The organism is Paludibacterium paludis (assembly GCF_018802605.1).
In the GTDB taxonomy this organism is placed as follows: Bacteria; Pseudomonadota; Gammaproteobacteria; order Burkholderiales; family Chromobacteriaceae; genus Paludibacterium; species Paludibacterium paludis.
This window is the reverse complement of record NZ_CP069161.1, coordinates 3,988,616-4,005,524: the sequence shown is the minus strand read 5'-3', so window position 1 is coordinate 4,005,524 and position 16,909 is coordinate 3,988,616. Positions and strand designations below refer to the sequence as shown.

15 protein-coding genes are annotated in these 16,909 nt (G+C 64.4%); all 15 read left to right on the top strand.

Translation table 11 applies throughout. From position 1 onward, the window contains the following. Positions 1-347 precede the first annotated feature (347 nt). The 15 genes from mraZ to ftsZ all read left to right on the top strand — a co-directional run bounded on the left by mraZ (position 348) and on the right by ftsZ (position 16,853). The gene (mraZ, locus tag JNO50_RS18565) at positions 348-794 is read left to right on the top strand and encodes a division/cell wall cluster transcriptional repressor MraZ (RefSeq protein WP_189531888.1); all 447 of its coding nucleotides are present in this window, start codon (positions 348-350) and stop codon (positions 792-794) included. Beyond that, a complete protein-coding gene (rsmH, locus tag JNO50_RS18560) occupies positions 791-1,753 on the top strand; it encodes a 16S rRNA (cytosine(1402)-N(4))-methyltransferase RsmH (RefSeq protein WP_189531890.1) in 963 nt (320 codons plus the stop codon). Before mraZ ends, rsmH begins: the two co-directional genes overlap by 4 nt. After that, positions 1,750-2,022, top strand: coding sequence for a cell division protein FtsL (gene ftsL, locus JNO50_RS18555; protein WP_189531892.1), 273 nt, complete (start codon positions 1,750-1,752; stop codon positions 2,020-2,022). The genes rsmH and ftsL overlap by 4 nt, the downstream gene beginning before the upstream one ends. Continuing rightward, positions 2,022-3,764, top strand: coding sequence for a peptidoglycan D,D-transpeptidase FtsI family protein (locus JNO50_RS18550; RefSeq protein ID WP_189531894.1), 1,743 nt, complete (start codon positions 2,022-2,024; stop codon positions 3,762-3,764). The genes ftsL and JNO50_RS18550 overlap by 1 nt, the downstream gene beginning before the upstream one ends. 11 nt (positions 3,765-3,775) lie before the next feature. Continuing rightward, a complete protein-coding gene (locus JNO50_RS18545; protein ID WP_189531896.1) occupies positions 3,776-5,263 on the top strand; it encodes a UDP-N-acetylmuramoyl-L-alanyl-D-glutamate--2,6-diaminopimelate ligase in 1,488 nt (495 codons plus the stop codon). Further along, on the top strand, positions 5,247-6,608 hold the full coding sequence (locus JNO50_RS18540; RefSeq protein ID WP_189531898.1) for a UDP-N-acetylmuramoyl-tripeptide--D-alanyl-D-alanine ligase: 1,362 nt from the start codon (positions 5,247-5,249) through the stop codon (positions 6,606-6,608). The genes JNO50_RS18545 and JNO50_RS18540 overlap by 17 nt, the downstream gene beginning before the upstream one ends. Before the next feature lies 1 nt (position 6,609). Next, positions 6,610-7,695: a phospho-N-acetylmuramoyl-pentapeptide-transferase gene (gene mraY, locus JNO50_RS18535; protein ID WP_189531900.1), complete on the top strand. Its 1,086-nt coding sequence runs from the start codon at positions 6,610-6,612 to the stop codon at positions 7,693-7,695. Between the two features lie 13 nt (positions 7,696-7,708). Then, complete coding sequence (gene murD, locus JNO50_RS18530) at positions 7,709-9,076, top strand: UDP-N-acetylmuramoyl-L-alanine--D-glutamate ligase (protein ID WP_189531902.1); 1,368 nt, start codon at positions 7,709-7,711, stop codon at positions 9,074-9,076. Continuing rightward, positions 9,073-10,230 carry a putative lipid II flippase FtsW gene (ftsW, locus tag JNO50_RS18525; protein ID WP_189531904.1) on the top strand — a complete coding sequence of 386 codons (1,158 nt, stop codon included), beginning with the start codon at positions 9,073-9,075 and terminating at the stop codon, positions 10,228-10,230. The genes murD and ftsW overlap by 4 nt, the downstream gene beginning before the upstream one ends. A gap of 5 nt (positions 10,231-10,235) precedes the next feature. Continuing rightward, positions 10,236-11,309: an undecaprenyldiphospho-muramoylpentapeptide beta-N-acetylglucosaminyltransferase gene (murG, locus tag JNO50_RS18520; protein ID WP_189531906.1), complete on the top strand. Its 1,074-nt coding sequence runs from the start codon at positions 10,236-10,238 to the stop codon at positions 11,307-11,309. Beyond that, on the top strand, positions 11,306-12,721 hold the full coding sequence (gene murC, locus JNO50_RS18515) for a UDP-N-acetylmuramate--L-alanine ligase (RefSeq protein WP_189531909.1): 1,416 nt from the start codon (positions 11,306-11,308) through the stop codon (positions 12,719-12,721). Before murG ends, murC begins: the two co-directional genes overlap by 4 nt. Continuing rightward, on the top strand, positions 12,718-13,629 hold the full coding sequence (locus JNO50_RS18510; RefSeq protein WP_189531911.1) for a D-alanine--D-alanine ligase: 912 nt from the start codon (positions 12,718-12,720) through the stop codon (positions 13,627-13,629). The genes murC and JNO50_RS18510 overlap by 4 nt, the downstream gene beginning before the upstream one ends. Positions 13,630-13,759: 130 nt before the next feature. Further along, complete coding sequence (locus JNO50_RS18505; protein WP_229804512.1) at positions 13,760-14,344, top strand: cell division protein FtsQ/DivIB; 585 nt, start codon at positions 13,760-13,762, stop codon at positions 14,342-14,344. A 43-nt stretch (positions 14,345-14,387) separates the two neighbouring features. Continuing rightward, the gene (ftsA, locus tag JNO50_RS18500; RefSeq protein ID WP_215796425.1) at positions 14,388-15,599 is read left to right on the top strand and encodes a cell division protein FtsA; all 1,212 of its coding nucleotides are present in this window, start codon (positions 14,388-14,390) and stop codon (positions 15,597-15,599) included. A gap of 66 nt (positions 15,600-15,665) precedes the next feature. Beyond that, on the top strand, positions 15,666-16,853 hold the full coding sequence (gene ftsZ / locus JNO50_RS18495; RefSeq protein WP_189531916.1) for a cell division protein FtsZ: 1,188 nt from the start codon (positions 15,666-15,668) through the stop codon (positions 16,851-16,853). Positions 16,854-16,909: the final 56 nt, after the last annotated feature.

Below are 16,909 nucleotides of genomic sequence, written 5' to 3'. Positions count from 1 at the left end.
CGTCAGGCGTAGAATGACGGGTCAGGGTTCTGGATTCGACTTGCGTTTAAAGTAGTCGGCGTATTGATGTTGTAGTGCTGATTAATGCCCTTCCGATGTTGTCCTGGCTGATCTGTTGCATATCTGATGACCATTTCGTTTCATATCCCACTTTTAGTCCCGTTTTTAACCCCCTGATTTGACAAGGTTATTGCGTTTTGACGCTGCGGCTAAGTCTTTGTCGCAAAAGGTGAATTCGTTCTTGCTGATATTGACCCCGGCCATGTTCTTTCTTATAGTGGCGGAAAGTGGGGAAAAGTGGGGCATTGTGGGGAGTTTCACCCGGCGAGAGGTCAGTCCAGAGAATCATGATTGGTGGTGTCAGCGTAGTGTCTCTTGATAGCAAGGGTCGCTTGGCCATTCCGGCCAGGCACCGCGAGACACTGCTGTCCGCGTTCGGGCACCGGCTGGTCGTGACACTCGAATCCCAGGATCACTTGCTCCTTTATCCCGAACCCAACTGGAAACCCGTCGAAGCGCGGCTTCTGACCCTGCCTGCCGGCAATCCCGTGCTCAAGCGCTATCAACGTCTGGTGCTTGGTCATGCCGAAACGCTGGAAATGGACGCCGCCGGCCGTATTCTTCTGCCATCCCGTCTGCGCGACCTTGTCGGTCTGGACAAGGACGTCGCCCTTGTCGGCATGGGCAACCGTTTCGAGCTGTGGAACAGCGAGGAATGGGAAGCCCAGACCCGCGCCGCCCTGGAGCTCGATCAGGATGACCTGGCCCGGCACCTTGGAGATTTCACGCTGTGAGCGCCACCGCCTTTTCTCACCGCACGGTGCTGCTCGACGAAGCCGTCGCCGCCCTGTCGATCCGCCCCGACGGCACCTACGTGGACTGCACGTTCGGTCGAGGCGGTCATAGCCGGCGCATTCTGGCGGCGCTGGGGCCGGAAGGCCGCCTTGTCGCGTTCGACAAGGACCCCGAAGCGATCGCCGTCGGCGAGGCGCTCTCTCGCGAAGATTCGCGGTTTTCCCTTGTGCACAATGGTTTCGCGGCCTTCGACGAAGAACTCGACAGGCTTGGCATCGCCGCCGTCGATGGCGTGCTGATGGATCTGGGCATTTCCTCGCCGCAGATCGACGACGGAAGACGGGGGTTCAGCTTCCGTTTCGACGCGCCGCTGGACATGCGCATGGACACGTCCCGCGGCTGTACCGCGGCCGAATGGCTGGCCACCGCCGAAGAGGCCGATATCTGGGAGGTCATCAAGACTTATGGTGAAGAGCGGTTTGCTCGCAAGATCGCAGCAGCCATTGTTGCGCAACGGGCAGTCAGTCCCATCACGACGACGCGTGAGCTCGCTCTCCTCGTTGGGCAAAACGTCCGTACTCGGGAACCGGGTCAGGATCCGGCGACGAGAACGTTCCAGGCGATAAGGATTTTCATCAACCGCGAGCTCGACGAGCTGCGCGATGTCCTGCCACAGGCGGCAAGGCGGTTGTCGCCGGGCGGCCGTCTCGCGGTGATCAGCTTTCATTCCCTCGAGGACCGCATCGTCAAGCAATTCCTGCGGGAAGCGAGCACGACGGACACGCTGCCCTCCTGGGTCGCTGTGCGCGCGAGCGATATGCCCGAAGCGCCGCTGAAACTCGCGGGCAAGGCGGTCAAGCCTTCCGAGGAGGAAGTCCGGGATAACGCGCGCGCGCGCAGCGCCATCATGCGCGTGGCCGAACGCACGCGCGGCGCGTGGCGGGAGGTGGCGGCATGAACAGGTTGAACGCCATCCTGCTTGTCATCCTCGTCCTGTGCGCCTGGTCCGTGGTGACCTCGCAGTACGTGGCCCGCAAGCTTTACAGCGACTTGCAAAAGGAACAGAAATCCCAGCATGACCTCGATGTCGAGTATGGCCAGCTGATGCTCGAACAAGGGACCTGGGGGGCCCACGCGTTGATCGAGAAAGCCGCGACGACACGGTTGGGCATGCATACTCCCGATCCCCGAGAAGTTCAGGTCGTGACACCGAGAGGGGGGACCTGATGCGCTCCCACTCGCTGAATCACCGCACACCCCAGGCAAGCTCCGCCCTGCGCATGACGCCAGGGCGTGTGCGTTTTGTGCTGGGCGCGATCGGTGTGCTGTTCCTCGCGCTCGTCGGGCGCGCTGTTTACCTGCAGGTTGTTCAGCAGGACTTCCTCGTCAATCAGGGCGAAGCGCGCTTCCGCCGCGAAATGACCCTGCCGGCCAACCGCGGGCTCATCACCGATCGCAACGGCGAACCACTGGCGATCAGTACGCCGGTTCAGACGATCTGGGCCAGTCCCGCCGATATGGAACCCGTGCCGCCGGCCAAGCTGCGCGAACTGGCACGCCTGCTGGAAATGTCGCCGCAGGAGCTGGACAGCAAGCTGGCCGACCGCAAGCGCGAATTCGTCTACATCAAGCGGCAGATCAATCCGGAGATCGCCGACAAGGTGATGGCGCTCGGCATCCCCGGCATCGCCAAGCAGCAGGAGTACCGGCGTTTTTATCCGGCGGGTGAAATCGTCTCGCACATCATCGGTTTCACCGGCGTGGACGGCAAGGGTCAGGAAGGCGTGGAGCTGTCCCGCGAAAAAATGCTGTCCGGCGTCAACGGTCGCCGCACGGTGCTGAAGGACCGCCGCGGCCAGATCATCGAGGACGTCGCCGCCATCCAGCCGCCTCACGACGGGCAGACCGTCGCGCTGTCGATCGATTACCGCATCCAGTATCTCGCCTACCGCGAACTGAAGAACGCCGTTGAGGAAAACAAGGCGCGCGCCGGTGGCGTCGTGGTGCTCGATGCCCATACCGGCGAGTTGCTGGCGCTGGCCAATTATCCGTCGTTCAACCCCAACAACCGGGTCGGCGTCACCCCCGAAATGATGCGCAACCGCGCGGTGATCGACCTGTTCGAACCCGGTTCGACGATGAAGCCGCTGTCCATCGCCATCGCCCTGGAAGAGGGCAAGGCCAATCGCCATACCGTGCTCGATACCCACAGCTATACGATCGGTCCGGCCTTGATCCGCGATGTGTCCCCGTCCCCGTCGCTGGACATCGAGGGTGTCATCAAGCGGTCGAGCAACGTCGGCGCGAGCAAGCTCGCGCTGATGGTGCCCCCCAAGGATTTCTGGAGTTTTTACGATTCGCTGGGCTTCGGGCATGCCCCGAACACCGGCTTCCCCGGGGAGGCATCGGGCCGGTTGCGCGACTACAAGAGCTGGCGGCCGATCGAGCAGGCCACCATGTCCTTCGGGTACGGCGTCTCCGTGAGTCTGCTGCAGATGGCGCGGGCGTACACGATTTTCGCCAATGACGGCGTGCTTCTCCCGATGTCGCTTTACAAGTCGCCGACCCCGACCAGCGGCCGCCGCGTGCTCAACAGCAAGGCGGCCGAAGACATGCGCCAGGTCCTGGTGGCCAACAGCGGCGAAGGCGGCGGCGCGCAGCAAGGCCGGGTCATCGGTTACAGCATCGGCGGCAAGAGCGGCACGGCGCGCAAGCTGGAAGGCCGCACCTATGTCGCCGACAAGCACCGCGCCCTGTTCATGGGGTTTGCGCCGGGCAAGAGCTCCCGGCTGATCGTGGCGGTCATGATCGACGAGCCTTCCGCCGGCAAGTACTACGGTGGCGCCGTGGCGGCACCGGTTTTCTCCCGCATTGCCGGAGGCGCGCTCAGAGTGCTCAACGTGCAGCCCGACGAGCCGTTCAACAACGCGTTGGTGCCGGAATCCACTCCGGTGCCTGTGGATTATTGAAGAAACAGGATATGAAAAGCCGCAAGACAAGCCTGCCGGACTGGGATCCGGCCCAACTGGAAACCCTCGGAGCCATCCGGCGCGTGGAGGTCGACAGTCGCCGCATTCTGCCCGGCGACGTGTTCCTGGCCTTCCCCGGCGGGCAGACCGACGGCCGGGATTTCATCCCGATGGCCCTGGAGAAGGGCGCCGTGGGCGTGCTGTGGGATCCGGCGGGCGGCTTTGCCTGGAATGCGTCCTGGAACGTGCCGAATCTGGCCGTGCCCGCCCTGCGCGAGCGTTCCGGCGAGATCGCCGGCCGTGTGCTGGGCTATCCGGGGCGTGACATGGTGATGATCGGCATCACCGGCACCAACGGCAAGACTTCCCTGTCGCACTGGCTGGCCCAGGCCTTTTCGCTGCTGGGGCAGAAGGCCGCGCTGATCGGCACGGTGGGCAGCGGTTTTTACGGTGAACTCGCCTCGTCGACGCACACCACGCCGGATCCGGTCGTCATTCAGCAAAAACTCGCGGAATACCGCCGCCAGGGCGCGCACGTGGTGACCATGGAGGTTTCCTCCCACGCGCTCGACCAGGGCCGCGCCAATGGCGTGCCGTTCTCCACGGCCCTGTTCACCAACCTGACGCGCGATCATCTGGACTATCACGGCACGATGGAGGCGTATGGCGAGTCAAAGGCCCGCCTGTTCCACTGGGAAGGCCTGCGCCATGCGGTGATCTATGTCGACGACGCGTTCGGCGCGGATCTTGCGACCCGGCTCGACCCGAGTGTCGACGTGGTGCGCTACGGTCTTGACGGCGGCGATGTGCGTCCGCTGAACCTGTCCGCCACCCTGGATGGCCTGGCGATGCGCGTGACGACCCCTTGGGGCGAGGCGGATATCCGCTCGTCGCTGTTGGGCCGATTCAACGCGTCCAACCTGCTGGCCTGTCTGTCCGCCTTGTGTGTCAACGGCGTGGCGCTGGAAGAAGCCGTCCGTGTCCTGGCGATGATCCAGCCCGCGCGCGGCCGCATGCAGCGTATCGGCGGCGCGCACGAGCCGCTGGTGGTCATCGACTACGCGCACACCCCGGACTCCCTGGAAAAGGCGCTGGAAACCCTCGCCGAGATCCGGCCGGCCGGAAGCCGCCTGTTCTGCGTGTTCGGATGCGGCGGCGACCGCGATGCCGGCAAGCGTCCGATGATGGGCGAGATCGCCTCGCGGCTCGCCGACGTGCCCGTCGTGACGAGCGACAATCCGCGCAGTGAGCGGCCCGAGACCATCATCGGCGAGATTCTCGCCGGCATGCCGGGTTCTCCCGTTGTCGAGGCGGACCGGGGCGAAGCCATCCACCGCGCGATCCGCGAGGCGCGCGCCGGGGATATCGTGCTGATCGCCGGCAAAGGGCACGAAGAGTATCAGGACATCAATGGTGTCAAGCGGCCGTTTTCCGATTTCCGCGTCGCCGAGGACGCGCTGACCGAATGGGGGAGGGCGCACGATGCTGATGCTGTCTGACGCCGCCCGTCTGGCCGGTGGCGAACTTACCGGCGGTGACCGGACGATCCTGCGCGTGACAACCGATAGTCGCACGGTGCGCGCGGGCGATCTGTTCGTGGCGCTCAAGGGCGAGCGCTTCGACGCGCATGATTTCGTCGCGGACGCGCTCTCCCGCGGCGCGTCCGCCGCGCTGGTCGCGCGCGGCTTCGATCTGCCCGGCGCCCCGTTGATCGCCGTCGACGACACCCGCCTTGCCCTGGGCCGGCTGGCCGCCGGCTGGCGACGCCGGTTCTCCGTGCCGCTGGTCGGCATCACCGGCTCCAACGGCAAGACCACCGTCAAGGAAATGCTGGCGGCCATCCTGCGCGCCAAAGCCGGCGAGGAGGCCGTGCTCGCCACGCGCGGCAACCTGAACAACGATATCGGTTTGCCGTTGACCCTGCTCGAACTGAATGACACGCACCGTTACGCGGTGATCGAGATGGGCATGAACCACACCGGCGAAATCGACTACCTGACACGCATCGCCGCTCCCGATGTCGCGCTGGTGAACAACGCGATGCGCGCGCATCTGGGCGAGTTCGACGGCGTGGAGGGCATCGCCCGCGCCAAGGGCGAGATTTTCGCCGGGCTGGGACCGGACGGCATCGCCGTGATCAATCTGGACGATGCGAACGCGGCGCGGTTTGCCGAACAGAACTGCGCTCGCCGCCGGATCGGCTTCGGCCTCGCGGGGGCCGACGTGACGGCGCGCGACGTGGCGCTGGCGGAGACCTCCAGCCGGTTCGTGCTTGTCGCGCCGGATGGCGAGGCGGACGTGGCGCTGCCCGCCGCCGGCGAGCACAACGTGCGCAATGCGCTGGCCGCCGCCGCGTTGGCCCATGCCCTGGGACTCGGGGTGGAAGACATTGCCGTCGGCCTCGCGGCGTTTCGCGGAGTGAAAGGCCGGCTGATGCGGATCGCCGCTCAGCGGGGTGTCACGCTGATCGACGACACCTACAACGCCAATCCGGATTCGATGAAAGCCGGGCTGGACGTGCTGGCCCGCGCCTCCGCTCCGCGGGTGTTCGTGATGGGGGACATCGGGGAGCTGGGTGACACTGCGCCGGCCCTGCATGCCGAAGTCGGCGAGCATGCGCGCCGTGTCGGCATCGAGGTTTTCGTCTCGCTGGGCGCGACGAGCCGTCACGCCGCCGACGCTTTCGGCGAGGGCGCCAGGCATTTTGAGTCGATCGAGCCGCTGTTGGCATGGCTCGATGGCAATCTTGAACCCGGCAGCACCGTGCTGGTCAAGGGTTCTCGCTTCATGCGCATGGAACGCGTGGTGGAGCATTTGAGCGGTCATCGCAAAGAGGGAGTGTAACGTGCTTGTCTGGTTGGCCGAATGGCTTGCTCATCATATCCGGGCGTTCAACGTCTTCAATTATGTGACGTTGCGTGCCGTCCTGGCGTCGTTGACGGCGCTGGGCATCTCCCTGGCCATGGGGCCGTGGGTGATTCGCAAGCTGACCGAACTGAAGGTGGGCCAGGCGGTGCGTTCCGACGGGCCGCAGACCCACCTCGTGAAAGCCGGCACGCCGACCATGGGCGGCACCCTCATCCTGTTGTCCATCGGTATCACCGTGCTGTTGTGGGCCGACCTGCGCAACAAGTACGTATGGCTGCTGCTCGCCGTGCTGTTCGGTACCGGCGCGATCGGATTCTATGACGACTGGCGCAAGGTGGTGTACCGCGATCCGAAAGGACTGTCGGCGCGCGGCAAGATGTTCTGGCAATCGGCGATCGCGATCGGCACGGGGGTATTCCTGGTCGGTACCGCGAGTCTGCCCGCGACGACGGAATTCATCGTGCCGTTCTTCAAGAATGTCGTGTATCCGTTCGGCGCGCTGGGTTTTTGCGTGCTGACCTATCTCGTGATCGTCGGCACCTCCAACTCGGTGAACCTGACCGACGGCCTTGACGGACTCGCCGCGCTGCCCATCGTGCTGGTCTCGGCGGCGCTCGCGATTTTCGCGTATATCGCCGGTCACGCGGTGTTTTCCCGTTATCTGGGCCTGCCGTTCATTCCGGGGGCGCATGAGGTGGCGGTGTTCTGCGCGGCCATCTGCGGCGCCTGCCTGGGCTTTTTGTGGTTCAACGCCTATCCGGCCCAGGTGTTCATGGGCGACGTTGGCGCCCTCGCGCTCGGCGCGGCCCTCGGCGCGGTGGCCGTGATCGTTCGCCAGGAGATCGTGCTGTTCATCATGGGCGGACTGTTCGTGATGGAGGCCATGTCGGTGATGATCCAGGTGACCTCGTTCAAGCTGACCGGCAAGCGCGTGTTCCGCATGGCGCCGCTGCATCATCACTACGAATTGAAGGGCTGGAAGGAAACCCAGGTGGTGGTCCGTTTCTGGATCATCACCATCATGCTGGTGCTGGCCGGATTGTCCACCATCAAGCTGCGTTGAGGATGAAGTGAATATGCGATTCGATAACCGTCACATCGTGGTAGTCGGGCTCGGAGATACCGGGCTTGCCACGGCGCGCTATCTGGCCGCCCGAGGCGCGCGCGTGACGGTCGCCGACAGCCGCGAGATGCCGCCCAACCTGGATCGTTTCCAGACGGCGCTGCCGGGAGTCGACCTCGCTCTTGGCGAGTTTGATGAACTGACCTTCGCCGGCGCCGATCTTGTGGTGACGAGTCCCGGCGTGCCCCTGTCGACGCCCGCGCTGGCGCGCTGGCGCAAGGCCGGCGGTGAAGTGGTCGGCGACATCGAGCTTCTGGCGCGCGCGATCGCGCGCGACGGCAGCCGGGTCATCGCCATTACCGGCTCCAACGGCAAGACCACGGTGACCTCGCTGGTCGGCCATCTGTGCCGCGCCGCCGGTCTCGATACCGTGGTGGCGGGCAATATCGGTTTGCCGGTGCTCGAGGCGCTGATGGAGCGCGAGGAGGCGGGCAAGCGGCCCGACGTGTGGGTGCTCGAGCTGTCGAGCTTCCAGTTGGAGACGACGTACAGCCTCGAAGCGGATGCCGCGACGGTGCTGAACATTTCCGAGGATCACCTCGATCGTTACAACGATCTGCTCGATTACGCCCATGCCAAGAGCGCGGTATTCACCGGGCGGGGCGTGCAGGTGCTCAATCGCGACGACGCGCTGGTGCGCGCGATGGCGCGGCCCGGCCATGAGGTGCGCTGGTTCTCGCTGGCGCAGGTCGCGGATTACCACCTGCAAAAAGACGCGAACGGCCGGTACGTGCTTGCCGCGTCCGGGAGCCCCGTGTTGCCGGTCGGCTCGCTTCAGCTCGAAGGCCTGCACAACGCGGCGAACGCACTGGCGGCGCTGGCCTTGTGCGAAGGCATCGGCCTGCCGCGCTCCGTGCTGCTCGAGGCGCTGACCACGTTCCGCGGCTTGCCGCACCGGGTGGAGAAAGTCGCCGAGGTGGCCGGCGTGACCTACATCGACGACTCGAAAGGCACCAATGTCGGCGCCACCGAGGCCGCGTTGTACGGTATGACGCGTCCGGTGGTGCTGATCGCCGGGGGCGACGGCAAGGGGCAGGATTTCACGCCGCTGCGCGCCGCCTGTCGCGGCGTCGCGCGCGCGGTGGTGCTGATCGGCCGCGATGCGGACAAGATCGAGGCGGCGCTGGACGGAGAGATCCCGGTCGTGCGCTGCGACACTCTGGAAAAGGCAACGCGCGAAGCCGCGCAAATCGCCAGGTCGGGTGATGCGGTGTTGCTCTCGCCGGCCTGCGCGAGCCTCGACATGTTCCGCAACTATGCCCATCGCGCCGAGGTTTTCATCGGCGAGGTCGAAGCCATGGCCAGGGAGGCCGCACGATGATCGTGCACGGGCCGAGGCGCTATGCCGCCATCGCTCCGATCGACGAGGCGCTGGCCTGGGCGCTCGCGCTCTTGCTGTCGATCAGTCTGGTGATGGTTTACTCGGCCTCGATCGCCTATGCCGAAGGCGATGCGGCGACGCAAAACAGGTATTACTACCTGATACGACATGTGATTTTCATGTCAATTGGGTTGTCGGCGGGGTATGCCGCCTTTCAGGTGCCGACGCGTTTCTGGCAAAAGTATTCGGGAAAGCTGTTCCTGATCGGTCTGGTGCTGCTGCTGCTCGTGCTGATCCCGGGCATCGGCCGCGTGGTGAATGGCTCGCGCCGCTGGATTTCGCTGTTCGTGCTGAACCTGCAGCCCTCGGAGGTGATGAAGTTCGCCACGGTGCTGTACGCGGCCGACTACACGGTGCGTAAATCGCACCTCTTGCACAGTCTGAAGGAAGGCTTCGCGCCGATGTTCGCCGCGATGATCGTGGTGGGGTTCCTGCTCTTGCGCGAGCCCGATTTCGGCGCGCTGATGGTGGTGCTGAGCATCGCGATGGGACTGTTGTTCCTGGGCGGCATCAACATGCGGATTTTTTCGGGGCTCGCGGCGATGGCGGTGGTGGCGGTGACCTTGCTGATCGTCTCCTCGCCGTACCGTCTCAAGCGCGTGCTGGGTTTCATGGACCCGTGGGACGATCCGTTCGGCAAGGGTTACCAGCTGTCGCACTCGCTGATCGCGATCGGGCGGGGCGAATGGTTCGGCGTAGGGCTGGGCGGCAGTGTGGAAAAGCTCTTTTATCTGCCCGAGGCGCACACCGACTTCATTCTGGCGGTGATCGCCGAGGAGTTCGGCTTTGTCGGGATCTGCGTGCTGATCGGTCTGTACGCATGGATCGTGCGTCGCGCCTTTCACATCGGTGTGGAATCGAAAAAGCTGGAGCGGTATTACCAGGCGCTCGTCGCGCAGGGGCTGGGAATCTGGCTCGGCGTGCAGGCGTTTTTCAACATCGGCGTGAACATGGGGCTGTTGCCGACCAAAGGCCTGACCCTGCCACTGATGTCGTTCGGCGGGTCGGCCATGCTGATGAATCTCATCGCCATGGCCGTGCTCCTGAGAGTGGATTACGAGAATCGCCGCATCATGCGCGGCTACAAGGTTTAGAGGATATGGCACGCAAAACCGTGATGATCATGGCCGGCGGTACCGGGGGGCACATCTTCCCGGGGCTGGCGGTCGCCCGCGAGATGAGCGCCCGGGGCTGGGAAGTGATCTGGCTCGGCGCGGAAGGCGGGATGGAAACCCGTCTCGTTCCGCAGCACGGCTATGCGATCGAAACCCTGAAAATCGCCGGCATGCGCGGCAACGGACTGCGCCGCTGGCTGTCGCTGCCGCCGATGATGCTGCGCGCGCTGCTGAGAACCTTCGGCGTGCTGCGCCGGCACCGGCCGGCGCTGGCGATCGGCTTCGGCGGCTACACGGGTTTCCCGGGCGGGCTGATGGCGGTGCTGTGCGGCAAACCGCTGGTGATCCACGAGCAGAATTCCGTTGCCGGTCTGACCAATCGCGTGCTGTCGCGTCTGGCGCGCCGCACCCTGTTCGCGTTTCCGTCCGCTTTCCCCTGTCTCGATGGCATGGTGGGCAATCCGGTGCGCGAAGAGATCGCCGCGCTGCCCGGTCCCGAGGAGCGCTTCGAGGGCCGTCAGGGACCGTTGCGCCTCCTGGTGGTCGGCGGCAGCCTGGGGGCCCGCGTGTTCAATACCCTGTTGCCCGAGGCCATCGCGCTGCTGTCCGAGGGCGACAGGCCGCTGGTGACGCATCAGGCGGGGGCGAAAGAGATCGGGACCTTGAAGGAAAACTACCGCGCGGCCGGTGTCGACGCCGAATGCCTCGCATTCATCGACGACATGGCCGCCCGCTATGCCGACGCCGATCTCGTGTTGTGCCGGGCGGGGGCGTTGACCGTCGCCGAGCTCGCCGCCGCCGGGGTTGGCAGCATTCTGGTGCCGTACCCCTTCGCGGTGGACGATCACCAGACCGGCAATGCCAGGTATCTGTCGGAGGCCGGCGCCGCCCGCCTCGTGCCGCAGCATGTGCTGACGGCCGAAGGGTTGGCCAGCCTCCTGAAATCGACGACACGCGACGAATGCCTGCAGATGGCGCGTCGCGCAAGGCTTCTCGCCATTCCCGATGCCGCCCGCCGGGTGGCCGACGAATGCGAGGCCGTGACAGGACTGAAATGAAACACAGAGTCAAACACATACATTTTGTCGGAATCGGTGGCGTCGGCATGTGCGGCATCGCCGAGGTGCTGCTGAGCCTGGGTTACACCGTCTCGGGCACCGACATGGCCGACACGGCCGCCACGCGCCGCCTGATGGATCAGGGCGCCCGCGTGTTTTTCGGGCATGACGCGACTTATATGGAAGGCGCCGACGTGGTGGTGACCTCCACGGCGGTGAAGAACGATAACCCCGAAGTGGTCGAAGCCAAGCGCCGCCACATCCCGGTGATTCCGCGCGCGATGATGCTGGCCGAGCTGATGCGCTTCAAGCAGGGCATCGCCATCGCCGGAACGCACGGCAAGACCACCACCACCAGTCTTGTGGCGTCGGTGCTGGCCGCCGCCGGTCTCGATCCGACCTTCGTGATCGGTGGACGCCTGACCGCCGCGGGAACCAATGCCCGTCTGGGCCGCGGCGACTTCCTGGTGGCGGAGGCCGACGAGTCGGATGCGTCGTTCCTGCACCTGACGCCGGTGATGGCGGTGGTGACGAATATCGACGCCGACCATATGGACACCTACGAGCACAGTTTTGAAAAGCTCAAGCAGGCGTTCGTCGACTTCGCTCATCGCCTGCCGTTTTACGGCCGCGCCGTGCTGTGCGTGGACGATGCGAACGTGCGCGATATCCTGCCGCGCATCAACAAGCCGGTGACGACGTACGGCTTTGACGAATCGGCCGATATCCGCGCCGAGAACGTCGAGGCGGACCATGGCCGCATGCGTTTTGACGTGGTAGTGAAAAATGGCGTGGAAAACCGCTTCTCGGTGGTGTTGAATCTGCCGGGTCGTCACAACGTGCTCAATGCGCTCTCCGCGATCGCCATCGGTCTTGAGTGCGGCGCCGATGTGGAATCGATCCGCAAGGGTCTGGCCGACTTTGCCGGCGTGGGCCGGCGCTTCCAGCGTTACGGGGATGTCGAGGCGCCGCGCGGCGGCACCTTCGCCGTGGTCGACGACTACGGTCACCACCCGGTGGAAATGGCCGCGACCCTGGCCGCCGTACGTGGCGCGTTCCCGGGGCGGCGCCTGCTGCTGGCGTTCCAGCCGCACCGCTACACCCGTACCCGAGATCTGTTCGAAGACTTCGTCAAGGTGTTGAGCACGGTCGATGCGCTGATTCTCGGCGAGGTGTACGCGGCGGGCGAGGCGCCCATCGTGGCCGCCGACGGGCGGGCCCTGGCCCGCGCGCTGCGCGTGACGGGCAAGGTGGAGCCGCGTTTTGTGGAAAACATCGCGGAATTTCCGGAGGCGATTCTCGCCGCCGCCGAAGACGGCGACGTGCTGGTAACGATGGGAGCGGGCTCGGTGAGCGCCGTGCCGGCCAAGGTTGTCGCCCTGGCCCGGGCAAAGACAGGACAGCAGCAATGAAGCAGTTCGGCAAAGTCGCGGTATTGATGGGAGGGACGTCCTCCGAGCGGGAAGTCTCGCTGATGAGCGGTAACGGCGTGCTCGCCGCCCTGCGTTCGCGCGGTGTCGACGCCCATGCGTTCGATCCGGCGGAAAAGCCGCTCGAAGCCTTGAAAGCCGAAGGGTTCGAGCGGGCGTTCATCGCCCTGCACGGCCCCTTTGGCGAGGATGGCACCCTGCAGGGGGTGCTGGACAGCATGAAGCTGCCTTACACCGGCCCGGGCGTGATGGCTTCGGCGATCTGCATGGACAAATGGCGCACCAAGCTGTTATGGAAAGGCGCGGAACTGCCGGTTCCGGAATTCGTGCTGCTGGATGCGAATAGCGATTTCGATGCCGTGGAGGCGCAACTGGGCTTGCCGATTTTCGTCAAACCGGCAACCGAGGGATCGAGCATCGGCGTGACCAAGGTCAAGGCGCATGGCGGCTTGCGGGCCGCCTGGGCGGAAGCCGCGCGTTACGACAAGCTCGTGATCGCCGAGCGCTTCATCGGTGGCGGCGAGTACACCTGCGGCATCATCGGCGATCGCGCGCTGCCGACGATCAAGATCGAACCGGCCACGGAGTTTTACGACTACCAGGCGAAATATTTCCGCGACGACACGGTCTACCGTTGTCCCGCCGGTTTCGATGCGCAAACGGAAGCGCGGCTGCGCGAGTTGTGCCTCGCCGCCTTCCGCGTGGTGGGCGGCCGCGGATGGGGACGGGTCGATTTCCTGATGGATGAGGCCGGCGAGCCTTACCTGCTGGAAGTGAACACCTCTCCGGGCATGACGAGTCACAGTCTGGTACCGATGGCCGCCCGCGCGGAAGGGATGAGTTACGAGGATTTATGCGTGGCCATCCTGGAAATGGCGCATGTGGGATAACCACAAGGCGCTAAAAGGGCTGGCGGATGTATTGCTTTTTGCATCATTATTGATGGTTTTGTATGCATCTGGGTTTTGGGTGACGCATGCGCCGGTATTTCCGGTCAAACGCATCCAGATCAGCGGGCATATGAAGCGGGTAACCCCCGAGCAGTTGCGGTTCATCGCCGAGCATGAATTGTCCGGGACGTTCTTCACGCTCGATATCGACAAGACCCGGGCGGCGTTCGGCAAGCTGCCCTGGGTGCGCGACGCCCAGGTGAGGCGGCGCTGGCCGGATACCCTGGACATCGAGGTGGATGAGCATGTCGCGCTGGCGCGCTGGGGCGAGAACGGCCTGGTGAGCGTTCGCGGCGAGTGGTTCGACGCGGCGAGCGACGAGGCGCTTCCGGTGCTGTCCGGTCCGGCCGGCAGCCAGAAGGAAATGAGCCTGATGCTGGAAAAGTTCCGCGAGGAACTGGGAGTCTCGGGATTGAAACCGGCCACGGTGTGGTTGTCCGACCGGCGCGCATGGCGCCTCGGACTGGACAACGGCATCCGGCTGGAGTTGGGCAGGGGGGAAGTGGAGAGCCGGGTGGCGCGCTTCGCCTCGCACTGGAAAGAGACATTGGCGGCGCTGCCGTACCACATCGAGTATGTGGACATGCGCTACCCTAACGGATTTGCCGTGAGGATGCCCGATTACCGGGCGCCCGCGGCCTCGGGAAAAAAGTAAGCAGTTGGAGCGACAGGTGAGCAAACCGAAGGAAAGCAAAAACATGTTGGTTGGCCTCGACATCGGCACGTCGAAGATCGTCGCGATCGTCGCCGAAGTGCTGGAAGATGGCCAACTCAATATTGTCGGTATGGGCCAGACGCCGTCGCGCGGTCTCAAGCGCGGCATGGTGGTGAACATCGAGTCCACCGTGCAGGCGATCCAGCGCGCCCTCGAGGAAGCCGAACTGATGGCCGACTGCAAGATTCATGAAGTGTTTGCCGGTATCGCCGGCAGCCACATCAAGAGCGTGAACTCGCACGGCATGGTGGCGATCAAGGACCGCGAAGTGACCCAGATGGATATCGACCGCGTGATCGAGACGGCGCGCGCCGTGACCATTCCGCCGGATCACCAGGTGCTGCACATCCTGACCCAGGAGTACAGCATCGACGGCCAGGAAGGGGTGCGCGAGCCTCTGGGCATGAGCGGTGTCCGGCTGGAAGCGAAGGTGCACATCGTCACGGGCGCGGTATCCGCCGCGCAGAACGTGACCAAGTGCGTGCGGCGCTGTGGTCTGGAAGTCGCCGATCTGGTGCTGCAGCCGATGGCCTCGGCCATCGCGGTGCTGTCCGAGGACGAGAAGGATCTGGGCGTCTGCCTGATCGACATCGGCGGCGGCACCACGGATATCGCCGTGTACGCCAACGGCGCGATCCGCCATACCGCGGTGATCCCGATCGCCGGCGACCAGATCACCAACGATATCGCCATGGCCCTGCGCACGCCGACCAAGGAAGCCGAGGATATCAAGATCCAGCACGGTGTCGCGCTGGTGAGCCTCGCCAATCCGGGGCAGATGATCGAGGTGCCCGGCGTCGGAGAGCGCGGACCGCGCCAGATGTCGCGCGCCACGCTCGCCGAGGTGGTCGAGCCGCGCGTCGAGGAGTTGTTCCAGCTGGTGCAGCAGGAACTGCGTCGCAGCGGTTTCGAGGAGCTGCTCTCCAGCGGCATCGTGCTGACCGGCGGCGCAAGCCTGATGCCGGGCATGGTGGAGCTCGCGGAGGAGGTGTTCCACATGCCGGTGCGCATCGGCGTACCCAAGTATGTCGGTGGCTTGGCCGAAGTGGTCAAGACGCCGCGTTTCTCGACCGGTGTCGGTCTGATGCTGTTCGGCAAGGAGCAGCTTCAGGGCCATGTCGGTCCGAAGAGCGAAAGCGCGGGAGTGGGACAGCTCCTGTCGCGCATGAAAGCATGGTTTGCCGGCAATTTCTGAGAAAAGCCGGATTTTTCGGGCGTAGTTGAAAAGTCGTTGGATGCTCATCTTTATGAGGAGAGAAAAATGAGCGGAATGGTATTCGAAGTCATGCAGGAAACGGCTCAGGAAGCCGTGATCAAGGTCATCGGTATCGGCGGCGGCGGTTGCAACGCCATCGACAACATGATCGACAACAAGGTGCAGGGCGTGGACTTCATCTGCGCCAATACCGATGCGCAAACGCTCAAGCGCAACAAGGCGCCGGTGAAAGTGCAGCTTGGCAGCAATCTGACCAAGGGTCTGGGCGCCGGCGCGAATCCGGATGTCGGCCGCAACGCCGCCCTGGAGGATCGCGAGCGCATCACCGAAATGCTGCGTGGCGCGAACATGGTGTTCATTACCGCTGGCATGGGCGGCGGCACCGGTACCGGCGCGGCGCCGGTTTTCGCCGAAGTGGCCAAGGAAATGGGCATTCTGACCGTGGGCGTGGTGACCCGTCCCTTCGACCATGAAGGCAAGCGGATGAAGGTGGCTCAGGCCGGCATCGACGATCTGAAAAAACACGTCGACTCCCTGATCGTCATCCCCAACGAAAAACTGATGGAAGTGCTGGGCGAGGACGTGACGATGCGCGAAGCGTTCCGCGCGGCCGACGACGTGCTCAAGGGCGCGGTGGCCGGTATCGCCGAAGTCATCACCTGCCCGGGCCTGATCAACGTGGACTTCGCCGACGTGCGCACCGTGATGAGTGAAATGGGCCTGGCGATGATGGGCTCGGCCTATGCCTCCGGTATCGACCGCGCCCGCGTGGCGGCCGAACAGGCCGTGGCGAGCCCGCTGCTCGACAACATCACCCTGGAGGGCGCGCGCGGCGTGCTGGTGAACATTTCCACCGCGCCAGGCTGCCTGAAGATGAGCGAGTATCGCGAGATCATGAGCATCATCCGCCAGTACGCGGACGAAGACGCCCAGGTCAAGTTCGGTACCGCCGAAGTCGAGGACATGGCCGAAGACACCATCCGCGTGACCCTGATCGCGACGGGCCTTGGCCAGCGCAAGAATGGCAATCGCGAAGAGCGTCCGGAATACATCAAGGTCGTGAAGACCGGTACCGACAACCGTCCGGTTGACGTGCTCAACTACGACGAATTCGATACCCCGGCCATCATTCGCAAGAGTCCGCGTCGTGGCGGGCAGGCGCTGGATTTTTCCAATCCGGAGGTGAGCGAGTCCTACGATATTCCGGCATTCCTGCGCAAGCAGGCTGATTGATAGCTGCGGACTATCAGGGTTGTGTGAGTAATCAATAAAAGCGAGCCATCGGCTGT